The 16415-nt window shown below is 67.2% G+C and carries 8 protein-coding genes; 3 read left to right on the top strand and 5 right to left on the bottom strand.

What is annotated here, in order from left to right; genetic code table 11:
* Positions 1-288: 288 nt before the first annotated feature.
* Positions 289-1554, bottom strand: a complete 1266-nt coding sequence (locus B0E47_RS10675; RefSeq protein ID WP_077514213.1) for an RNA polymerase sigma factor — start codon at positions 1552-1554, stop codon at positions 289-291.
* Positions 1555-1669: 115 nt separating this feature from the next.
* Positions 1670-2095: a YciI family protein gene (locus tag B0E47_RS10670; protein ID WP_077514212.1), complete on the bottom strand. Its 426-nt coding sequence runs from the start codon at positions 2093-2095 to the stop codon at positions 1670-1672.
* Positions 2096-2250: 155 nt separating this feature from the next.
* On the opposite strand from B0E47_RS10670, the gene recC reads away from it, so the two are divergent.
* The 3 genes from recC to recD are packed head-to-tail and all read left to right on the top strand — an operon-like array spanning position 2251 to position 11113.
* On the top strand, positions 2251-5703 hold the full coding sequence (gene recC, locus B0E47_RS10665; protein ID WP_077514264.1) for an exodeoxyribonuclease V subunit gamma: 3453 nt from the start codon (positions 2251-2253) through the stop codon (positions 5701-5703).
* The gene (locus B0E47_RS10660; RefSeq protein ID WP_077514211.1) at positions 5700-9284 is read left to right on the top strand and encodes a UvrD-helicase domain-containing protein; all 3585 of its coding nucleotides are present in this window, start codon (positions 5700-5702) and stop codon (positions 9282-9284) included. The genes recC and B0E47_RS10660 overlap by 4 nt, the downstream gene beginning before the upstream one ends.
* Positions 9281-11113 (top strand): exodeoxyribonuclease V subunit alpha, encoded by a 1833-nt coding sequence (gene recD / locus B0E47_RS10655; protein WP_077514210.1) that lies wholly within the window; start codon positions 9281-9283, stop codon positions 11111-11113. Before B0E47_RS10660 ends, recD begins: the two co-directional genes overlap by 4 nt.
* 64 nt (positions 11114-11177) lie before the next feature.
* Here the strand turns inward: recD and B0E47_RS17160 are convergent, their stop codons facing one another.
* From B0E47_RS17160 to B0E47_RS10640, 3 genes are read right to left on the bottom strand one after another with little or no spacing between them, the layout of a single operon-like run.
* Entirely contained in the window at positions 11178-11762 is a 585-nt protein-coding gene (locus B0E47_RS17160) for a GspH/FimT family pseudopilin (RefSeq protein ID WP_077514263.1), read from the bottom strand.
* A 5-nt stretch (positions 11763-11767) separates the two neighbouring features.
* Positions 11768-12217 (bottom strand): type IV pilin protein, encoded by a 450-nt coding sequence (locus tag B0E47_RS17255; protein ID WP_077514209.1) that lies wholly within the window; start codon positions 12215-12217, stop codon positions 11768-11770.
* Positions 12207-16409 (bottom strand): PilC/PilY family type IV pilus protein, encoded by a 4203-nt coding sequence (locus B0E47_RS10640; RefSeq protein WP_077514208.1) that lies wholly within the window; start codon positions 16407-16409, stop codon positions 12207-12209. Before B0E47_RS10640 ends, B0E47_RS17255 begins: the two co-directional genes overlap by 11 nt.
* Between the last annotated feature and the right edge of the window lie 6 nt (positions 16410-16415).

The raw sequence follows: 16415 nt of genomic DNA, 5'->3' as shown, positions 1-16415 counted from the left end.
CAAATCCTTGCTCATAACACCCAAACCCGGCAACCTGAAAATCCGCCCGGCAGCTGGCGGACGGATCACGTCCGGATTGCTGGGGTCAGGCAAGGTTCCGGACCCGCCCACGGCAGGTCTCGGAAGACCTTCCTAGCAAGCATCAGGCCAATTGGCCATGGCCACCGCAAACCCTTGCAGCGCGGCCTTCTGGCGCCCCGCCGCCCCACGCGGTCAAGCGCCGGCCGACGGAATCGAGGCCTTTTCGGTCAAACTTGGGTAGGTCGGGGCCAACCACCCGGAGCGCGCTCAGGTGCGGTCACAGGCGCGCGCACGCTCACGCATCAGTTTACGCTCGCGCCGGTTCTGCGTCAGCGCGGCCGCCCTTTCGAACTCCTCGCGCGCCTCTGTCGCGCGACCCAGCCTGGCCAGCAGGTCGCCGCGCACCGCCGGAAGCAGGTGGTAACGCTGCAGGCTCGGTTCGTCGGCCAGCGCATCGACCAGTACCAGTCCTTCCGCCGCACCGTTCGCCATGCTGACCGCCACCGCACGATTGAGCTCCACGATCGGCGACGGCATCACCCGCGCCAGCACCGCATACAACGCGGCGATGCGCGCCCAGTCCGTGTCCGCTGCGGTCGGCGCACGCGCGTGGCAGGCCGCGACCGCCGCCTGCAAGGCATACGAACCGAGTTCGCCACCCAGCCTGCGCGCCTGTTCGAGGGCGGCCAGTCCGCGTCCGATCAGCAGGCGATCCCACACCGTCCGATCCTGATCGAGCAACAGCACCGGATTGCCGCGAGCGTCCGTGCGTGCCCGGGCGCGCGAGGCCTGGATTTCCATCAGCGCCACCAGGCCATGCACCTCGGGCTCGCGCGGCATCAGGCCGACCAGGACCCGACCCAGGCGCAGCGCATCCTCGCACAGGCTCGGGCGCATCCAGTCGTCGCCGGCCGTGGCGGCGTAGCCCTCGTTGAAGATCAGGTAGATCACCCCGAGCACCGCGGACAGACGCTCGACCAGTTCGTCGCCGCGCGGCACCTCATAGGCCACCGCGGACTTGGCCAGGCTGCGCTTGGCGCGCACGATGCGCTGGGCGATGGTCGGTTCGGGCACCAGGAAGGCCCGCGCGATCTCGTCCGTGGTCAGGCCGCCGAGCAGGCGCAGGGTCAGCGCCACCCGCGCCTCCATCGACAGCAGGGGATGGCAGGCAGTGAAGATCAGCCGCAGCAGGTCGTCGCCAAACGGATCGTCCAAGGCCATCTCCGCAGCGGATTCGGCGGATTCACGCTCATGCTCGAGTTCATGCATCAGCTGCACATGCTTGCGTTCGAGCAGCTTGTTGCGGCGCAGCCGGTCGATCGCGCGGCGCTTGGCCGTGGTCATCAGCCAGGCACCGGGGTTGTCCGGCACGCCGGTTTGCGGCCATTGCTCCAGTGCGATCACCAGCGCATCCTGGGCCAGTTCCTCGGCCAGTCCGACATCGCGCAGCATCCGCGCGAGGCCGGCGATCAGCCGGGCCGATTCGATCCGCCAGACGGCGTCGATGGTGCGATGGGTGTCGGTCACGCTCATGACGCCCGATCACACCACCCGCTCCACGCCGACGCAAGACCTGTCCTGCCGCCGGAAGGCGCCGGTCGCTCGCTACGGCACCATCTGACGCCGCGGCCACCGATACCGGAAGCCTTCAGCGCTTGCCTTCCAACTGCGCGCGCAGCCGCTCTTCCTGCTCGCGCAGCTCCGGGGTGAACACCTCGCCGAAGTCCTCTGCCTCGAATACCGGGCGAATCTCGATGACCGACTCGCCCGCCATCGGGTTCGGGCAACGCCTGACCCAGGCGATCGCCTCGTCCAGCGATCGCACCTGCCACAGCCAGAAACCGGCGATCAGCTCCTTGGTCTCGGCGAACGGCCCGTCGACCACTTGGCGCTGGCTGCCGGAAAACCGCACCCGCGCACCCTTCGCGCTGGGCGCGAGTCCCTCGCCCGCCAGCATCACGCCGGCCTTGACCAGCTCCTCGTTGAACTTGCCCATCGCGGCCAGCAGTTCCTCGCCAGGCATCACGCCAGCCTCGGAATCGGCGGTGGCCTTGACTATCACCATGCATCGCATCGTCGTGCCTCCTGGTGCTTGTGTGCGGGGAGCCGGAGTGCGCACCGGTCCTGTCCAGTCGACGAACGGGCCTCGCGCGGATCGACAGAACTTGCTCACCCGTGAAGAACAAATCTCGGGTGGTGCGACCGCAGCTCGCTATGCTGTGGCTCCTGATGTCTGCGGATTCCGCCGTGCCGCCACCGACCCTCGACAACCCGGGCCAGCTGATCGTCCATCGCGGCAGCCGCACCGAGCGGCTGGCGGATGAACTGGCCCGGCAACTGGAAGCGCAGCGGCCGGCCAATCCACTCGTCGCGCAGACCGTGGTCGTTGCGCACCCGGGGCTGCAGCGCTGGCTGCTGGGTCGGTTTGCGCAGCGACGCGGCGCGGGCGGCGCACACGGCATCGCCGCCAACTACGACATGATCCTGCCGTGGCAGTGGTTCGAGCGCAGCGCCCGCCGCGTGCTCGGCGACGAGGCGCTGGTCGGCGGCGCCTACCGGCATGAGCTGTTGCGCTGGCGTCTGCTGCAGGCGCTGCCCGCACTGAAATCCACCGAAGTCGCTGCCTATCTTGCCGGCGACGACGCCGCGCGCCGGCGTTTCCAGCTGGCCGAGCACCTGGCCGGCGTCTACACCCAGTACCTGCTCTATCGACCGGACTGGATCCTCGCCTGGGAACAGCCGGGCGCACACGGTCCTGACTGGCAGGCCGCGCTGTGGCGGCAACTGCAGGCCGGCATCCAGCGACCGCACCGGGCGCGGCGCAGCGCCGCCCTGCTCGATGCGCTGGCCGCCGAACCCGATCCGTCGCCCACACCCCTGCACGTGTTCGGCGTCAGCCACCTGCCACCGGACGTGCTGCAGGCCCTGCAAGTCACCGCGCAGCGCACGCCGGTGCACCTGTACTTCCCCGACCCCTGCCGCGAATACTGGTCGGACTTGCGCAGCCGTCGCTTCCAGCTGAAGCAGGCCGGCGACCCGGAGGCGCTGTACTACGAGATCGGCCATCCGCTGCTGGTGGCGCTGGGCCGCATCGCGCAGGACTTCTGCATCACCCTGGACGCCTGCGATGCGATCGAATTGCGCGACCCGCTGGACGAGGCGGAGCCGTCGGCCGATGCCGATACGTTGCTGGCTGCGCTGCAGTCCAGCATCCGCTGCCTGCAGCCGGATCTCGTCGGCGCGCCGATCCGCGCACGATCGATCGACCGCGACACATTGCGGGGCCTGCTGCCGGCACTGCGTCATGACGGCAGCCTGCGTGTACACGCCTGCCACACGCGCTTGCGCGAACTGGAAGTGCTGAAGAACGCCCTGCTGCGTTGCCTCGCCGACGATCCCGACCTGCAGCATCGCGACATTGTGGTGATGGCGCCGGACATCAGTGCCTACGCTCCCTACCTGGCCGCGGTCTTCGGCGAACCGGCAAAGTATCGCGATGAGCCCGCACACATCCCCTGGCACCTGGCCGATGTCGGCATGGCGCGCATGCATCCGCTGCTGGGCGCATTCGCCCAGGTGCTGGACCTGGCCGAGAGCCGCTTCACGGTCAGCGAAGTGCTCGACCTGCTCGACGTGCCCGCGCTGGCGCGCCGCTTCGCGATCGACGACGCTGCCCGCGATGCGCTGGAATCCTGGCTGCGTCGCGCCCGGGTCGCGTGGGGGCTCGACGCGACGATGAAGGCCGAGGCCGGCGCCGAAGCCATCGACGCGAACAGCTGGCAGTTCGGCCTCGACCGCATGTATGCCGGCCTGATCGTCGGCGACGATGGCGGGGATCGACTGCTCGACGACATCCTGCCGCTCAAGGGCGTTTCCGGCGGCGCAATTGAGGCGCTGGGCCAGCTCGATCGCCTGCTCGGCGAGCTGCGCCGCGCACGCGCCGCGTTCGCCGGCGAGCGTCCGCTGGCCGGCTGGAGCGAATGGCTGCTGCAGTTGATCGATGCCCTGTTCCTCGCCGACCCGCGCGACGAGGCGGAGAACCACGCACTCGATGCCTTGCGTCGACTCGTCGCCGACCTCGGCAACCAGGCCGCGGAGACCGGCCTGGTCGCGACCCTGCCGTGGGGCGTGGTGCGCGAAGCCTTGCTCGGCGCACTCGGCGCGGTGCCGGAACGGCAGCCCTTCCTGCTCGGCGGGGTGACGTTCTGCGGGCTGGTGCCACAGCGTTCGATTCCGTTTCAGGTGGTCTGCCTGCTCGGCATGAACGAGGGCGAGTTTCCGCGCGCGGGCCAGGATGCCGGCATCAATCGCATCCTCAGCCAGCCGCGCCACGGCGATCGCGACACGCGCAACGAGGATCGCTATCTGTTCCTCGAGGCGCTGATGTCAGCGCGCGAGGTGCTGCATGTCAGCTACATCGGCGAAGGCGTGCGCGACGGCAAGCCACGCAACCCCGCCGCACCGCTGGCCGAGTTGCTGCAGTTCCTCGACGAGCAACACGGCATCGCCGGTGACGACCAGGCTGATCGGCCCTGGCTGGTCCGCCATCCGCTGCAGCCGTTCGATGCGCGCTACTACGAACGCGATGCCGCGGGTCAGCCACGGCATGATCCGCGGTTGTTCTCCTACGACCCCGCGTTCGTGGCCACGCCGTCCAGTCGGGCCCAACCACACTTCCTCGACATCCACGCCGCCACACCCTTCACCGCCGCCGGCGAAATCTCGCTGGACGGCCTGCGCCGCTTCTGGCGCGACCCGACCCGGGCCGCCCTGCTGCGCGGCCACGGCATCAGCCTGCAGGCACTCGACGACACCGGCTGGCCCGATCGCGAGCCGCTGGAAACCGGTCTTGCCCGCATCGAGCGCATCGACCGGCAGTTGCTGTTCGAGGCGCTCGCTGCCGGCACCCGCACGTTCCCGACACAGCCGCCGGCCTGGCTGGCACGTTCGGGCATGCTCGCGGGCGGCGCCATCGGCGAACGCAGCTGGGACGATCTGCGCGATCAACTGCAGCCCCTGCTCGACGGCGCGCGCGGCCTGTTTGCCGACGAGCGTGCGCAGCGTCTGCCGCAGGCGATCGACCTCGATCTCGGCGACGGCCTGCGTCTGACCGGCACCGTGGAGCGGGTCTTTCGCGGCGCCACCGGCGCCCCGCTGCTGTTCGACGTGCAAGCCGCGCGGATGGCCGGGCTGAAAGACCTGCTCGACTACCACATCGATTGGGCCGCGCTGCAGCTGAGCCAGCCTGGCATCGTGCAGGGCGACTATCTCGAACCGGGCACCAGAACCCAGCCGGTGCGCCGCGCCGGCTTGCTGGAAGTCATCCATGCGCAGCCGGAAGAACAACTGCGGCACGGCCTGCGCAGCCTGATCGAGGCATGCCGCCGTGGCGAACAGCAGCCGCTGCTGTTCTTTCCGAAAACCGCGCTGGCCTGGGCGCTTGCCAGGCCGGACGATCGCCTGCAAAAGGCCAGGTCGGCGTGGGAAGGCGACGGCCACAACCAGATGGGCGAACGCGACTACGCACCGGGCTATGCGGCCTTGCTGACCCGCGGACTGGATCTGTTCGACCCCGCCAGCAGCGCCCACCACGCCTTCGTCGCCGCCACCGAAACCATCTGCCATGTGCTCGACCCCATGCATGAAACCCTGCTGAAACCCGAGTCGACGGACACCCCATGACGGCCACCACCCTGCCCATCCTCGACTGGCGCCGGATGCCCCTGGACGGACGCATCCTGATCGAAGCCAGTGCCGGCACCGGCAAGACCTGGAACATCGGGGTGATCTATCTGCGCCTGCTGCTCGAACGTGATTTGCCGGTGGAGAAGATCCTGGTGGCCACGTTCACCGACGCCGCTGCGCAGGAACTGCGCGAGCGTCTGCGCCGGCGTCTGGTCGAAGCCGAACACCTGCTCGAATCCGGTGCGCTCGACGCGGTCAGCGACGACCCGCTGCAGGCCTGGCTCGCCGCGTTGTGCACCAACGAGGAACAGACGCGGCAGGCCCTGCGCCGGATCCAGCTGGCGCGCACCGACCTCGATCGCGCCCCGGTATCGACCATCCACGCGTTCTGCCAGCGCATCCAGCGCGACTACCCGCTGGAGAGCGGCGCCACCTTCGCCAGCGACAAGCTGTTCGACGAATCGCAGTTGCAGCGCGAATGCGTGGAGGACTTCTGGCGCCGCCGCTACCTCGCCGGCGCGGTCGATCCGCGCGAAGCCGAGCTGCTGCTGAAAGACGGCCCGGAAGGCCTGCTGCGCGATCTGGGCGGTCTCGGCAACAACACCGATGCGCGGATCGAGTCGGGCGGGCTGGTCGAGCTTGAGCGGCAAGTTGCGACATTGAAGTTGCCGGAAAACGTCGCCGGACTGCAGCGACTGGTCGACGACGCCGCGCTGTACAAGCGCAGCAATGCCGCCCTGCGCAGCCGACTGTCGGAAATCGTCACGGCCTTGCGCGAGGACGACGAGGCGCAACTGGCCACGTCGCTGTCCGAGGTCTTCGAACCCGAAAAACTCGCTGCCCAGGAATCAACTGCGCACACGGGCGAACTCTCCACCCATCCATTGATCCTTGCCTTGCAGACACTGCGCCCGCTGCTCGGCCTGCGCGACGTCTTCACTCGCGGCGCCGTGCTCGCCGATGCCGCCCGTTTCTGTCGCGAGGAAATCCCGCGACGCGCGCGCCAGCGCCATGTACTCACCTTCTCGATGCTGATCGATACGGTGCACGAACGCCTGTGCGGTGCAAAGGCAAGCGACACGCTGGCCAATCGCCTGTTCGACGCGTTTCCGGTCGCGCTGATCGACGAGTTCCAGGACACCGATCAGCGCCAGTTCGCGATCTTCGATCGCATCTATCGCGGGCGCGGCAGCCTGGTGATGATCGGCGACCCGAAGCAGGCCATCTACAGCTTCCGCGGCGGCGACATCGCCGCCTACCTGCGCGCCGCCGAACAGGCCGACCATCGCTACTCGCTGGGCACCAACCATCGTTCCAGCCGCGCGCTGGTCAGCGCACTGAACGCCTGGTACGGCCATGTCGATGGCGGCTTCGAACACCCGCAGATTCGCTACCAGCCAGTCACGCCGGCCGGCAAGGCCGACGAGAAGCCGTACACCGTCGACCATCGCGCCGTGATGCAACCCCTGGTGCTCCACCCATTCCGCGGCGGCGCCACGGACCGGCACGGCAATCCGCTGAAGGCGCTGGGCGAACTGGAATCGCTGGCGCTGGACGATTGCGCCAATCGCATCGCCGAACTGCTGAACGATCCGCACCAGGAGATCGCCGGCGCGCGCGTTGGCCCCGGCGATATCGCCGTCCTGCTGTCGACCAATCCGCAAATCGTGGCCTTGCGCGAGCGTCTGGTGGCTCGCGGCGTTCCCTGCGTCGGCAGCGGGCGCGGCAACATTTTTTCAGGTGGGCTGGCCGCCGAGCTGGAACTGCTGCTGTCCGCTGTCCTGCATCCGGACGACGACCAGGCCGTTCGCGGTGCGCTCGCGACCCGCCTGCTCGGCGTCACGCTGGCACAATTCACCGACTGGCAGGAACATCCCGACGCGTTCGAACAGCAACTGGAACGCTTCGAGGCCTGGCGCGCGCTGGTGCGCCAACGCGGCGTGCTGGCACTGATCGAAGCCGTGCTGGCTGCACGAGCCACCGCGCTGCTGGCGCTGCCCGAAGGCGAGCGCCTGCTTACCGATCTGCGCCATCTGGGCGAGCTGCTGGCCGAACAGGAAAGCATGCAGCAAGGCCTCGACGGCCTGCATGCGTGGCTGCGCGAGATGCGCCTGGAGGGCAGCGATGGCGATATCGAAGCCGCCGACGAACGCCAGTTGCGCATCGAAAGCGATGCGCGGCGCGTCCAGCTGCTGACCATCCACGCCAGCAAGGGACTGGAATTCCCGATCGTGTTCCTGCCGCTGGCCTGGCGCATCCGCACCAGCGACGGGAAATACGCGCCCGAGCTGCTGCGCTATCACGACGCGACCGGCCATCGTTGCATCGACCTCGGTTCGACGGATTTCACCGCCCATCGCGGCCGGCACTTCCATGAGGATCTGCAGGAGCGTCTGCGCCTGCTCTACGTGGCGATGACCCGTGCCGTGCACGGCCTGCATGTGTACTGGGTAGATCGCGGCCCGCTGCCGGACAACGACGACCAGGCATGGAACCGCGCCGCCATCGACCTGCTGATCGTCCAGGCCCAGCGCAGCCTCGAACTTGCCAACGACGAATCCTCGCTCGATGCACTCGCATCAAAGCTCGGTGGCATCCGCACTGCACCACCGTTTGCCCACGAAGGCATCAGCTACCAATCGCCGGGCGAGCTCCCCTCCCCGCGCGCCACGCAGGCACCCTTGCCGCGCCCGCGCCCGTTCCAGTGGCTGCACAGCTTCAGCGGACTGAGCCGCTATGCCGCGGCGGCCGCCACCGTGGACATCAGCGACGACATCGACGAACCCACACAGGAACAACCACCGCCCGACGTCGAGGTGGCGATCGAAGACGCGCGCCTGCTCGCGCTGTACCCGCTGCGCGGCCCGCGCTTCGGCGATGCCGTGCACAAGCTGTTCGAACTGGCCCGGCCCGGTCCGTTGTGGCCCGACCAGCGCCAGTTGTTGCGCCACGAGCTCACCGCCCAGGCGCTGCGCAGCGACGCGATGGAAGCGGACGAGGCGCTGGAGCGGGTCGGCCGGATGGTGGACCGCGCACGCCAGGCCGATCTGGGTGACGGGCTGCGCCTGGGCGACCTCGCCCCGGACCAGCGCATCGTCGAGTTCGAATTCCAGTTCCCCGTGCAGCAGGTTTCGCTGGCGCGGTTGCGCTCGCTCTGCATCGCCCACGGCTGCGGCGAGGCGATTCCGTCCAGCCTGGACACGGCAACCCTCAACGGCATGCTCACCGGCTTTGCCGACCTGATCCTGACGTGGGAGGGCCGCTTCCACGTGCTCGACTACAAGACCAACTGGCTCGGCCCACGTCTCGACGACTACCGTGGCACCGCGCTGGACGCGGCGATGGTCGAACATCACTACCCGCTGCAGGCATTGATCTACACCGTCGCCCTGCATCGCTACCTGCGTCAGCGTATGGACGGCTATACGGCTGAATGCCATCTTGGCGACAGTCGCTATCTGTTCGTGCGCGCGCTCGGCCTCGACGCGGGCCTCGGCGTGTGGCGCAAGCAATGGCCACCCGGCCTGGTCGAGGCGCTCGATGACGCCTTCGCCGGCATGCAGGAGGCTGCCGCATGAACGTGCATCCCGCAGTTTTCGCCGGCTCCGACGAACGGGCCATCGACCAGCAACTGGCGCATTGGGTGCACGTCCGCACCGGATCGGCGCTGCTGGCTGCCGCGGTGCGTGCGGCCAGCCGGGCCGAAGGCCACGGTCACGCCTGCGCCTCGCTGGACGACCCCGGGGCCGATCCCGGCTTCGACGTCGACGCCCTGGATGCGCTGCGCCGGCACGCCTGGGTCGGCGACGGCTCGACGTTCGCGCCATTCGTGCTGGACGCGCGGCAGCGCTTCTACCTGTGGCGCAACTGGCAACACGAGGCGAGCCTGGCCACGGCGATCCTGCAACGCTGTGCGGATCGGCGCCTTCCGATTTCCACCAACATGCTGGTTGCCGATCTCGATGCACTGTTCGCCGGCATGCCGGCGGGCCCGACGACCTGGCAACGGGCCGCCGTGGCCGCCGTGCCGGGCGCGCGCCTGTTCGTGCTCACCGGCGGCCCGGGCACCGGCAAGACCACCACCGTGGTGCGCATGCTGCTGATGCTGCTGCGTCACGCCGAAGCCTGCGGCCTGCCCGCGCAACCGTCGATCGCGCTGGCCGCACCCACCGGCAAGGCCGCGCAGCGACTGGCCCAGGCAATCGCCCGCGGCAAGGCGGAGTTGCAGGGCGTGGCGGATTTCTCTGCCCTGCTGCAACACATTCCGCATGCCGATGCGCGCACGCTGCATCGCCTGCTCGGTTACCAGCCACGCGACAACGGCTTTGGCCACGACGCACGGCATCCGCTGGCGGCCGACATCGTGGTGGTCGACGAAGCCTCGATGGTGGACCTGGCGATGATGCGGCAGCTGCTCGATGCGCTGCGCCCCGAAACCGTGCTGATCCTGCTCGGCGATCCTGGCCAGCTCGCTTCGGTCGACGCCGGCTCGGTACTGGCCGATATCGTCGCCGGTGCGCCGGGCAACCTGATGCCGCCGGCGCTGGCCAGCCGGCTCGCGCCGTTACTGCCACAGGCGCCAGCAACTGGCGAGGACAACCCGCCACTGGCGGGCCAGGTGATCACCCTGTTCCACAGCTGGCGTGCCGGCAGCGGCCTGCAGCACGGCATCGACGCGCTGCGCGATGCGCCTGACCCGGCCTGGCTCGACCGCCTGCTTGGCGAACGCGCCGATGGCGAGCTGCGATGGCGCGATTGTGCCGACCCGCGGCAACTGCAGCGCTGCGTCGACCAGTGGATCGCGGATCACGCCGCCGTGCTGCAGCCACTGTTCAAGCCCGGCGCCGAAGCAGCGCAGGCATTGTCGCAACTGCGCCAAGGCCAGATCCTGTGCGCGCTGCGCGATGGCCCGTTCGGTGCGCAGGGCATCAACGCCTTGTTCACGCGTCGACTCGCTGCCCGCTTCGAACTCGACCCTCGCCAGGCCTGGTACCACGGCCGTCCGGTGATCGTGACCCGAAACGACTACGCCCGCGGCCTGTTCAACGGCGACGTCGGCATCGCATTGCAAGGTGCGCAAGGCCTGCGCGTGTGGTTCGAGGTCAGTGACCGCGACGGCAACAGCGGCCTGCGCAGCTACTCGCCACGCGCCCTGCCCGCCCACGAAACGGCCTGGGCCATCACCATCCACCGCAGCCAGGGTTCGGAATACCACGACGTCGCCGTGGTGCTGCCGCCGGATGCGGACAACCGACTGCTCTGTCGCGAACTGGTCTACACCGGCGTTTCGCGCGCCCGCCAGCGGGCCGAACTGTGGTGCAGCGAGGCATCGCTGCGCGCAGCCCTGCACCGACCGATCCGGCGCCAGGGCGGCTTGCGCGAGCGGTTGCGGGAAGGGCTACGCTGATCTGGCGCCGCTGACCTGGCGCCGGACACCAAGGCAATCAGCCCTGCAGAGTGCTGCCCGATAGTCAGCTCGGCGTGCAACTCGCTCCGGCGGCCAGCGATGTTGTGGTGGCACTACCCGAGCCATTCACGTTCAGCTGCACACCCGGCGCCGCTGTCGTGTTCTCGCCGACGCCGCTGCTGCCGCTGCGGTAGCAGGTGATGAACTCCAACGGGGTAGCGGGCACAAGCTGTCCCTGCTGGCCGAACGTGATCACCGTATTGCCCAGTGCCTGGATCGACACGCCGGACTGCAGGGGGATTGCCCGCAACAGCGTCGCGCTGGCCGCGTTATAGGCAAGGTTGGCGCTCGCCGCCCCCGCCGGATAGGTGTACACCAGCCAGCCAGGCTCGAACGCCGTACCCGTGGAAGTGCAACTGGCCCCATCGGCGCTGGGACACATCGACACCAATTGACTGCGCGTGACCGACTCGGACCGGGCATAGGACACGCTCGCAAGCAGCGCGTTGCTGGCCGAACTGACTTCATTGCGGTGGATGACGTCGCGAAAGCTTGGCACGGCGATGGCCAATAGAATCGCCATCACGGTGATCGTGATCATCAATTCGAGCAGGCTGAAACCACGTGAACGGGCGGGCATGTCAATCATGGCGCTCACCAGCAGCTGCCGTTGCTGTTGGAGGAGGCCGACGCCGGACCGGGCGTCTTCACTCCGGCATTGGTGATCGTGAGCGGGCCGCACACATCGTTTGCCTGCGCACCGACCGGCGTGGCCGTCGCCGTAAATGTCTGTGAACCGCTGCTCGCAGGTACATCCACGGCGACCGTCACCTGGTAATAGCCTTTCTCCGAAATCGCCGGATCGCCATATCCCAATCCACCCAGCGCACCGTAGCTGTTATTGGTTGAATAGAACCGCTCCTGCGCATTGGCGATGCGCAGCAGCAGCTCCTGGCCGTCCACTCGATGCGCGCGGTACGCGTAGCGCCCGTAAGCCGGGATCGCGATCGCTGCAAGCAGCGCGATGATCGCCAGCACGATCATCAATTCGAGCAGGGTGAAACCATGCGATCGGCTCATGCCATATCCCCTGTCATTGCCCATTGTTCAACTCCAGCCAGGAACGTCGGCGCCAGATCGGCGTGTCAAGCGCCAGCGGCTTGTCCTTGTTGTTCTTCTTGCCTGTCAGCGTAAGCCCGGGCAGAAGCAGGCTGCCACCGCCGACCTGGCTGGCCACCGGCAACGAGCCGCTGGTGCGCACGTTGTCGACACGCGCCCCGACGTAGGGCACGCCACCCAGCGACGATACACCCATGCCCGGGCCGCCCGTGGTGGCATCGAACGCCATCACTGCACCCTGCACCGTCGGGGTGCACGGATCGGTGCCGCCGGGAATCAGCGTGGGAATGATCACCGTGTTGCTGCTGAAGATCGCCGCCGGTGTCACCACCACGCGCTCGCCCGCCGCCCCGGAAAGGTTGAGGTCGATGTACCAACCGCCCTTGCTCGACGGCACCGGATTGCTAGTCACACTGCGCAGGATGGCTCCCGCATTGTCGCCGGTGCCCGCGCTCTCGGTGAGCGTCTGCTGCACCAACTGCTCGGTGGCCGCAACCCCGGTGTGGGTGATCGTCACCGGATTGCCGCTGCTGTCCAGCTCGTCGCGAATGCCGTAGATCGACTGTACCTGTGCGCTGACGCTGGTGTTGTCGCCGGCACCCAGATACTTGCCGGTGCCGAACACCACCATGAAACGGTTGGTGGCGGGATCGGGGAACAGTCGCGGCATCACGGTGATCGGCTGGTAGCCAGGATTGGTCGGCGCATAAGCCTGGGTCACCGACCACTTCGATGGATCCGAGCTGCTGAAGTCGAAACGCCACAGGTTGCCGGCCAGGTCGCCGGCAAACGCCACGTCGTCGATCTGATCGTTGTTGTAGTCGCCGAGCACCGGCGAAGCCAGGCCATAACTGGCGATGGTATTGGGCGTTTTCAGTTCCCGGATCACCGCGCCGGTCTGCGCATCCAGCACGAACAGCGAGCTGTATGTCTTGCTGGTCGAGGAGTCCGTCGGCTGCGACGGATAACCAGGGCTGTTGCAGACCACCGGCCGGTCGGTCTGGCTGCAATCGGGGAAATAGCCGCTGGGCACGATCACCACCCACTTGCCATCAGCCAACCGTCCGACGTTGGGCTGCCCGTAGGTATAACCGAGATCCGCCGGGTTGTACGCGGTTGCGCCATCGGCCACTGCCGTGGTGCCGGCCGGTGCATCGGCATCGAACTCCCACAGCACCTTGCTGGCGGCGTTCGCCTCGGTCACCGTGCTCGGGTCGGTGATGTCCAGCGCATACACGCCGCGCCCACCCAGACGCAGGCCGCCGACGAGGATCGAATGCCACTCGTTCGCACTGTTTTCGCTGAAGAACACGTCGCGTACCACCGGCGTGCCGTCCACGGTCGGCGCGAAGCTGAAACTGCTGGCGCTGGTGAGGTTGCCGAGATTGGCGTAGACGGCACGTGGCACATAGGCCCAGGTCTCGTTGCCCGCACCCGTAGGATTCGTATAGCCGGTGCAGACGCCCGTGGTCGGATCGGTTGTCGAACAGGTCGGTATCGGTGCCGAGAACGCGTGCAGCATGCCGTCGTTGGCGCCGACATAAAGCGTCGGGTTGCGATTCTGGTGATGGGTGACGAACGTATCGTACGACTTGTCGTCCGTCGTGCCATTGGTCGCCGCGGCGGCCGTTGCTTCCGGCGAGCCGACCGGCCAGTTGTTGGTGTAGCCGCTGCTCGGATAACTGACGTACACGCCCTGGGAATTGATGATGGCGCCAAGCAGGCTGTTGCGCTTACGCATCACGCCGCCGGTTTCCTGGGTGCGCACGCCGCGCAGATAGTTCACCCGGTTCGCCTGGGTATCGTTGGTGGTGTCGGTGGGTGCCGGCGTCATCAATCCCGACTTCTGACTGGCGTCGAATGCGGAGGCGGCCTCGAAGGCCATGCCGGTGACGGTGCCGCTGGCACTCATGTTCGCCGTGAGGATTTGTCGGCCGGCCGGCGGCGTTATCCCGGCATCGCTCAGGTTTGCGTTGCCGTCCCACAGCAGGCTGCCGGTGGTGCCGTCGGCATTCAATGCATATGCCTGCAGTACGCCAGTCCAGTCGATCGAGCTGTAGCCGGTGGTGAACGCCAGCGCACCGGTGGTCAGCACGCTGGCATTGATCGCACTGATGGTCGGCGTGGCGCCGCGGGCGCTGATGTTGCTGAGCACGCTGCTCAGCTGGTCGACCAGGTTCTGCGGGTTGCCGGCGCTGAAGAACTGGCCGCGGCCGGCCAGCGCCGCATGCCAGGTATCGTCGATGTTGGCGGCAATGCCGCTGCCCGACCCATTCGGGTTGGGCCAGCCCACGCTGCCTCTGGAGTTGGCTAGTCCCTTGCGCAGATTGCATGCGTCGCTGGAGACGCCGGTGGTGGCAGTGCAATCGGTGTTGTCGGAAATGTTCAGCACGCCGCTGACGCCCAGGCCGACCAGGTACTCGGACATGTGCGGCCAGTTGGCCGGGTCGTTCTTCGGATTGAAATAGATCTCGTTGTTGACGTTGGCGTTGTTGAGCGCGTTGTAGGAATTCGTCGTGGTCGGCGTAACCCCGGTGCGCGTATCGGGCAGGTAGGGCGCCACGAACTTGCCATTGGCCGGATCGTACAGGTCGGGGCGCAGGTCGGTCGCCCAATAATGGAAGGCGATATCGGACAGCGAGGCATAGCCGGTGTCTCCGCTGTCGTGCACCGGGCTGTAGATCGAGGTGACCCCGGCCGACGTCGGATCGGGAAATGGCGTTTTGTCCGGCAGCGTCAGGCTGGCTGTCGGCAGGGTGAGGGCGGACGCCAGCGGGCCATCATTGCTACCGTTCCACAGACCGTCGGTGACCAGCACATGGAAGTTCTGTCGGCAGCTTAATTCGTCACCGTCACCGGTACCGGTGGCCGGTGGTTGCCAGTAGGGGTCGTGCAGATCGCCGGTGCCACCGGTGTTGCCGCTACCTCGCGTGAAGAACTGGCCAGCACGAGCGGTGGCGCTACGCGTTGGCGTGCCGCTGGTGGCAGGAACCTGGAAAATCCAGTTGAAGAAATCGCTGCGATAACAAGACGGTGGGGTCTTCACCGTGCCCGCCTGCACCCCCTGCGACCCCAGCGTCAGCGAACCACCCTTGCTGCTGCTCATGCAAGTCGTCGGCGTAGTATCGATCAGACTACTGATGAGCGTATTCGCCTGCAGGACAAAGAAATCGGTAGTGTAGAGATTCTGCCACGCGACCCGGATCGTGCTGCCGTAGCCACCGCTCGAGGTGGTGGCCGCCAGCGTGGTGGAACCGAATACGCGCGACAGCGAGGTGCGCGCCATCAGGTTGCGGGTGTGGTAGTAGGCCCACCAGTTGGCCCAGTTCTGGTACTGGCTGGAAGGCACCGCCACCGCGGTCCAGTTGGACGTGGTGTACAGGGCGCCAGTGTTGGACGGATTGCCGAAACCGTCATCGGTCAGTGTCGGACCGGTATAACGATAATAATAAGGGCCGTTGCCAGCAGTAGCTGGGCTGGAACTGTCGTAAGGGCAGGTCCAACCTTTTGGAGCGGTACTTTTCGAAGGGTTGGTGGTCGGCGTATTCAACGTCGTGCCATCGGCTTTGTAATGGCTAATGGTGGAATACCAGTAGATGCTCCCGGAAGGAAACGGCCCCCACGTCCACGTCCCGCCACTGGTGGTCTTGTACCAGCCAACACCCTTCAAGAAATTGGTGGTGGTACCGGATCCTGAAGGGTTGAGCGGACGATTGGCCTTGACGCCATCGTTCCACACCGCCGCCAGGGTGGCATCGGCATTGGGAAAACTGGTGCCGTCGGCATTGACCGGCGGCGTATAGGTGACATTGGGGTTGTAGTACACGCCGTTCATCGGCAGCGTGCCAAGACCAGTGGTGGCGGAGGCGTCGATCGCACCGGCGCAGTACCAGGGTCCGCTGGTCCAGGACTTGCCACTGACGAACGGCGCGGTGTCGCTCATGTAATCCCACGCCATCGAGCCCGAGTCATCAAAGGTCACCACGATGTTCGGTGGCACAGCCTGGGTCTGATTCGGCGGGGTGGGACTCAACTCCACCGAACCGGTGGTGGCGGTAGGAGTCGCCGCATGCACGACCGGCGTGAACGGAGCGGACAGTCCACCCGCCAGGGTCAGCAGCAACGCCAGCGTGGCGGGCTTGCCGTGGCGCAGGACGGGACGGGAGATGACTGGCATGGTGTG

Source organism: Rhodanobacter sp. B05 (assembly GCF_002001085.1).
In the GTDB taxonomy this organism is placed as follows: Bacteria; Pseudomonadota; Gammaproteobacteria; order Xanthomonadales; family Rhodanobacteraceae; genus Rhodanobacter.
Note: the sequence above shows the minus strand (reverse complement) of the source record. Positions and strands in the feature narration are given on the sequence as shown.

Excerpts from the sequence above, each read along its gene's own strand:
- B0E47_RS10675 (WP_077514213.1), bottom strand. The coding sequence starts at position 1,554 with ATGAGCGTGACCGACACCCATCGCACCATCGACGCCGTCTGGCGGATC.
- B0E47_RS10670 (WP_077514212.1), bottom strand. The coding sequence starts at position 2,095 with ATGCGATGCATGGTGATAGTCAAGGCCACCGCCGATTCCGAGGCTGGC.
- recC (WP_077514264.1), top strand. The coding sequence starts at position 2,251 with ATGTCTGCGGATTCCGCCGTGCCGCCACCGACCCTCGACAACCCGGGC.
- B0E47_RS10660 (WP_077514211.1), top strand. The coding sequence starts at position 5,700 with ATGACGGCCACCACCCTGCCCATCCTCGACTGGCGCCGGATGCCCCTG.
- recD (WP_077514210.1), top strand. The coding sequence starts at position 9,281 with ATGAACGTGCATCCCGCAGTTTTCGCCGGCTCCGACGAACGGGCCATC.
- B0E47_RS17160 (WP_077514263.1), bottom strand. The coding sequence starts at position 11,762 with ATGATTGACATGCCCGCCCGTTCACGTGGTTTCAGCCTGCTCGAATTG.
- B0E47_RS17255 (WP_077514209.1), bottom strand. The coding sequence starts at position 12,217 with ATGGGCAATGACAGGGGATATGGCATGAGCCGATCGCATGGTTTCACC.
- B0E47_RS10640 (WP_077514208.1), bottom strand. The coding sequence starts at position 16,409 with ATGCCAGTCATCTCCCGTCCCGTCCTGCGCCACGGCAAGCCCGCCACG.